This window comes from Tabrizicola sp. YIM 78059 (assembly GCF_004959785.1).
Taxonomy (GTDB): Bacteria; Pseudomonadota; Alphaproteobacteria; order Rhodobacterales; family Rhodobacteraceae; genus Tabrizicola; species Tabrizicola caldifontis.
In genome coordinates this window covers 1-4,029 of the sequence record NZ_SJZH01000038.1, presented here as the reverse complement: position 1 = coordinate 4,029, position 4,029 = coordinate 1, and the positions used below count along the sequence as shown (strand labels likewise).

Genomic DNA, 4,029 nt, shown 5'->3' with positions numbered 1-4,029 from the left:
CCCTGGATCAGGCTGTTGTCTGGGACGACGTTGCCACATTCGACGGCCGTCCGTGGCGCGGCGCGGTGGACATCGTCACTGCAGGCTATCCGTGCCAGCCGTTCTCAGTCGCGGGCAAGCGCCGGGGCGCGGATGACCCGCGCCACCTCTGGCCTCATGTCGCCCGCATCATCGGCGAGGTCGAGCCGCCCTTCGTCTTCCTCGAGAATGTCGCCCATCATCTCCGCCTCGGCTTCCCCGAAGTCGCCAGCGGACTGGTCGGCATGGGCTACCGCCTTGCGGCAGGCCTCTTCACGGCGGCGGAAGTCGGCGCGCCCCACAGGCGGGAGCGGCTGTTCATCCTCGCCACACGCAAGGGGGACGAGCTGGCCGACCCCGCGCGCCTGCTCCGGCACCCGATCGAGTGGCGGGAACCGGACGGAAATGCTGCGGCTGTGGCCGACGCCGAGGGCCAGCGCGAACGAAAACAGGCAGACCAAGCCGACGCCATCGCAGGAAGCGGGACAACACGGCATGAACCTCGCAACGACGGCCGCGATGTGGCCGACGCCGATGGCCAACGACGGATGCAAACCGAGCGCGGGCAACCGGCGTTCGGCCGATCTGACCCATGCGGCGGGGATGTGGATGACGCCCACAGCGCGGGATCACAAGGACGGGGCGACGAGCCTTGCGAACACGCCGGTGAACGGCCTGCTTGGCCGCCAGGTCCTGGTGACGCCGATGGCTGGGCGCGATACCTCCGATGCGCGCCTGACCTTGAACCCGCTGTTCGTCGAGGCGCTGATGGGTTGGCCCACCGGGTGGACCGGCTTCGCCTCTGTGGCAACGGAGTGGTCCCGCTGGTTGCGGCGCATGCGCTGCGAACTCTCGCGGCTTCCATAATGGGGCGGGAGTAGTCAAGCGCCATGGACACCAAGAAATCGAGCGCGAGATGGTTGCCCATTCGCTGTGCAAAGGCGCTGGCAGCGCGGAGACGTCATGGATCGGAGCGGTGCCAGCGCCGGGTCGATCCGTCGATGCCTGTGTGGTTCAGCCTATGAACTGACGTTTCTGGGATGCCGCTTGGTCGTTCCCGGCCCGGGATGTTGCTTCCATCCGAGGTCGGCGCGATGGCCGCCTCTCCATGCCTAGTTCAAGTGCGGTTCCCGCGTGCCAATCTGAATTGCGCTCTCGGACAGGGTCCGGATGCAAGCCGCCAGGCGGCATCGTCGGGAACCGCGTCCCGGTCGGGACCTCGGCAAGCCATGGCGTTCATGCCCGGCCTGTTCCTCCTGTTCTGGGTTTCCTGCCGAACGGCTTTCAGCAGGTGTGTCGCGTCATCGCCGCCATGGCCTCAACGCGGGTGAAACGGAATTCCGTCCCGTCGCGCCACATGCGGTGCAGCACGACTCCGATCCGTCGGGCCAGCGCGACCGTGGCGCGCTTCTTGCCACGACGCGCAGCCACCCTCAGCGCCCATGCCTTGAGCCAGCTCGGCGCGCTTCGGCACAACACCGCATTCGCGGCCTGATAAAGCGCCGTGCGCAGGGCGGCATCCCCGGCCCTCGTGATCCGGCCGATGACATCCCGCTCACCGGACTGGGCGCGCCGCGGTGTCAGGCCCGCCCATGGGCCGATATCTTTCGACGAGTGAAACCGCTCGGGATCATCCACCGCCGTGCGCATGGTCAACGCCACAACCGCGCCGACCCCCGGCATCGTCATCATCAACCGGCAGTCAGGATCCGTCTTGGCCAGATCGCGCAGCAACTTCTCCAGCCCGGCGAGTTCCTTTCGCAATTCCTCTCGGGCGCGCAGGACGGGTGCGGCAGCCCGTTCCAGCATCAGGTTGCCATCGACCAGCTCGCGGACCCGCGCCTCGAAGCGGACCTTCGTCAGCGCGCCCATCTTGAGGCCGAAGTTGCGCAGCACGCCGCGGAGCGAAAGCTCAAGGTTGATCAGGGTCTGCTGGAGCAATTTGCGCGTGCTCAGAACGGCCCGCATCTCCTGCGCCGAGACCGACTTGCAGTGGACCGGCCTGAACCAGCCCATCTGCAAGAGCCGGGCAATACCTTCGGCATCCCGGCGATCGGTCTTGATCGGCATCGCCTTCAGGGCTCCCTTCACCTGCCGGGTCTCCAGCAGCACGACGGTGAAACCGGCAACACTCATGTGCAGGTGCAGCCATTGCGAAAGCGGGCCGGCCTCGAGACCGACAACCACAACCTTGCCGGGCAGCGCACGCAGGACCGCGATCAGCGCCTCCGGCTCGCTGTCGACCTTCGCCTCCTTCACCACCTTGCCATGCGCATTCAGGGCGCAGAGCGCCGTGCTTGCCAGCGAGACATCAAGAGCAATAAACAGATCCATGTCGTTGTCCTTCTTCCTGACCAGGGAATTGGGGCGCGCCTCACGGCATGACCCCGTCGACACGCCAGCCGTGTCAGGGACAACGACACCTCACCTCCCGCCAGCCATCAAGACGTCAAACCACGCATCAAGATGCCCAGACGGTGCCAACTCGCGCCGAGCCCCATTACGGCATCTGAACTGCTGGCCGATTTATGAGGCAGCGGCATGAAGCAGTCCCGCCTGATGTCGTTGGTCGAAGCGGTGGCCAATGTGATCGTCGGCTACGGCGTCGCAGTCGTCACGCAGATCCTGATCTTCCCGATCTTCGGGCTGCACACCACGCTGGCGCAGAACCTGAAGATTGGCGCGGTGTTCACCGTCGTATCGATTGGTCGCAGTTACGCCTTGCGGCGGCTGTTCGAGCGTTGGCGTCGCCTCTGACCCCGCTGGCGGTGCCGGGCGACAGATGCTAGCTTTGGAGCATGTCCGACTGGCAACACATCGAGATCAACAACCACGGGACCATCGTGGTCCTGCGTCCGATTTCGGACGAGGGTCGGCAATGGTTCGAGGACAATGTCGGCGAACCTGAGCCGGGCGGCATCTATACTTGCGAGCCCCGGATGGCGCAGGACATCCTGCAGGCGGCGGCGAGCGATCTGCTGTCGATGCAATGAAAGAGCGCCGCCCCTGATGGGACGGCGGCAATTGAGTCTTCGGCGGCAAACCGATCAGGCAGCGGGCAGTCTGTAGATCCTTCCGCGCCCTTCGACCTTCTCCGAAGTCACCTCGAGCCCGAGCTTCTTCTTCAGCGCTCCGGCCATCGCGCCGCGCACAGTGTGCGACTGCCAGTCGGTCGCAGCCATGATCTCCTCGATGGTCGCGCCGTCCGGCGCGCGCAGCATGGCGATCAGCGTGGCCTGCTTGGTGCCCTCGCGCGGCGTGCGCGCCTTGGGCGCTGCGTCTGGTTCGCTGGGGGTCTCGGGCGCGGGCCCTTCGTTCGGCGCGTCCGTCGCGCCCACGGGCGCGGTGTTCGCGTCCTCGGGCTCGACGCCGATGGCGGCGAGGCCCGCGTCGGTGGCGACCAGCGTAACGCCGTGGCCATCGCCGGTTTCGCGCCACATCGGTTCGCCCTTGCGCAGGTCGGCATCGACTTCCTGCAGCAGGCCCTTGGCGATCATCGCGCCGACCACCTTGGCGGCGGCACCGCCACGCAGGCTTTCAGGCAGCGGCAGGGCGATGTGCTCGGGCCGCTGGGCGGCGGCGCTCAGGATCAGGGCTTGGGTGTCGGAAAGCTTGGTCATCTTCGTCTCCGTGTAGGGCGTGCGGGATGCAGGCCCTTCTACGAGGTCGAGCCCGCCAGTCGGCGGGCGGGACCGGGAGTGGGTCGTCTCACTCGGCGTGTTCGCCTTCCTTGAATGCGCTGTCGGTGATCTCGCGCAGCCGGTCGCGGTAGTGGTTCAGGGTGCCAACGTGCCCCCAATGGATCTCGTCAGGGCTGGTCTCGAAGTGGTCGTCGCTGAGCGCGGCGAGGCGTTCCAGCATCGCGTCGATCTCGGTCTTCGCGGCGAGGAAGGCGTCGAGGGCTTTCGTGTTGTCGGTCGCGCGGCGGGTCATCGGGCTGGCTCCTTGGTGAGTTGCATCGCTTCATTGGAGTGACGTTCGCTTCCGTAATGGGCGAAGTGAAGTCAAACA

At 66.3% G+C, this 4,029-nt stretch carries 6 protein-coding genes and 1 pseudogene; 4 read left to right on the top strand and 3 right to left on the bottom strand.

Annotated elements, in window-relative coordinates:
* Positions 1–65: 65 nt before the first annotated feature.
* Together EZM81_RS18615 and EZM81_RS18610 are read left to right on the top strand one after the other, a co-directional pair.
* A pseudogene (locus tag EZM81_RS18615) lies at positions 66–311 on the top strand (DNA cytosine methyltransferase); the annotation flags it as partial.
* A 112-nt stretch (positions 312–423) separates the two neighbouring features.
* Positions 424–885 (top strand): hypothetical protein, encoded by a 462-nt coding sequence (locus EZM81_RS18610; protein ID WP_248298279.1) that lies wholly within the window; start codon positions 424–426, stop codon positions 883–885.
* A 417-nt stretch (positions 886–1,302) separates the two neighbouring features.
* Here EZM81_RS18610 and EZM81_RS17795 read toward each other — a convergent pair whose 3' ends face one another.
* Positions 1,303–2,352 carry an IS110 family transposase gene (locus EZM81_RS17795; protein ID WP_136646709.1) on the bottom strand — a complete coding sequence of 350 codons (1,050 nt, stop codon included), beginning with the start codon at positions 2,350–2,352 and terminating at the stop codon, positions 1,303–1,305.
* Between the two features lie 207 nt (positions 2,353–2,559).
* On the opposite strand from EZM81_RS17795, the gene EZM81_RS17790 reads away from it, so the two are divergent.
* Together EZM81_RS17790 and EZM81_RS17785 are read left to right on the top strand one after the other, a co-directional pair.
* Positions 2,560–2,775: a hypothetical protein gene (locus tag EZM81_RS17790; RefSeq protein ID WP_136646708.1), complete on the top strand. Its 216-nt coding sequence runs from the start codon at positions 2,560–2,562 to the stop codon at positions 2,773–2,775.
* A 41-nt stretch (positions 2,776–2,816) separates the two neighbouring features.
* Positions 2,817–3,011 (top strand): hypothetical protein, encoded by a 195-nt coding sequence (locus tag EZM81_RS17785; RefSeq protein WP_136646707.1) that lies wholly within the window; start codon positions 2,817–2,819, stop codon positions 3,009–3,011.
* A gap of 54 nt (positions 3,012–3,065) precedes the next feature.
* On the opposite strand, the gene EZM81_RS17780 is transcribed toward EZM81_RS17785, so the two are convergent.
* Together EZM81_RS17780 and EZM81_RS17775 are read right to left on the bottom strand one after the other, a co-directional pair.
* A complete protein-coding gene (locus EZM81_RS17780) occupies positions 3,066–3,638 on the bottom strand; it encodes a DUF3489 domain-containing protein (protein ID WP_136646706.1) in 573 nt (190 codons plus the stop codon).
* Positions 3,639–3,726: 88 nt separating this feature from the next.
* Positions 3,727–3,951 (bottom strand): hypothetical protein, encoded by a 225-nt coding sequence (locus tag EZM81_RS17775; RefSeq protein ID WP_136646705.1) that lies wholly within the window; start codon positions 3,949–3,951, stop codon positions 3,727–3,729.
* Positions 3,952–4,029 lie beyond the last annotated feature (78 nt).

Excerpts from the sequence above, each read along its gene's own strand:
- EZM81_RS18610 (WP_248298279.1), top strand. The coding sequence starts at position 424 with ATGCTGCGGCTGTGGCCGACGCCGAGGGCCAGCGCGAACGAAAACAGG.
- EZM81_RS17795 (WP_136646709.1), bottom strand. The coding sequence starts at position 2,352 with ATGGATCTGTTTATTGCTCTTGATGTCTCGCTGGCAAGCACGGCGCTC.
- EZM81_RS17790 (WP_136646708.1), top strand. The coding sequence starts at position 2,560 with ATGAAGCAGTCCCGCCTGATGTCGTTGGTCGAAGCGGTGGCCAATGTG.
- EZM81_RS17785 (WP_136646707.1), top strand. The coding sequence starts at position 2,817 with ATGTCCGACTGGCAACACATCGAGATCAACAACCACGGGACCATCGTG.
- EZM81_RS17780 (WP_136646706.1), bottom strand. The coding sequence starts at position 3,638 with ATGACCAAGCTTTCCGACACCCAAGCCCTGATCCTGAGCGCCGCCGCC.
- EZM81_RS17775 (WP_136646705.1), bottom strand. The coding sequence starts at position 3,951 with ATGACCCGCCGCGCGACCGACAACACGAAAGCCCTCGACGCCTTCCTC.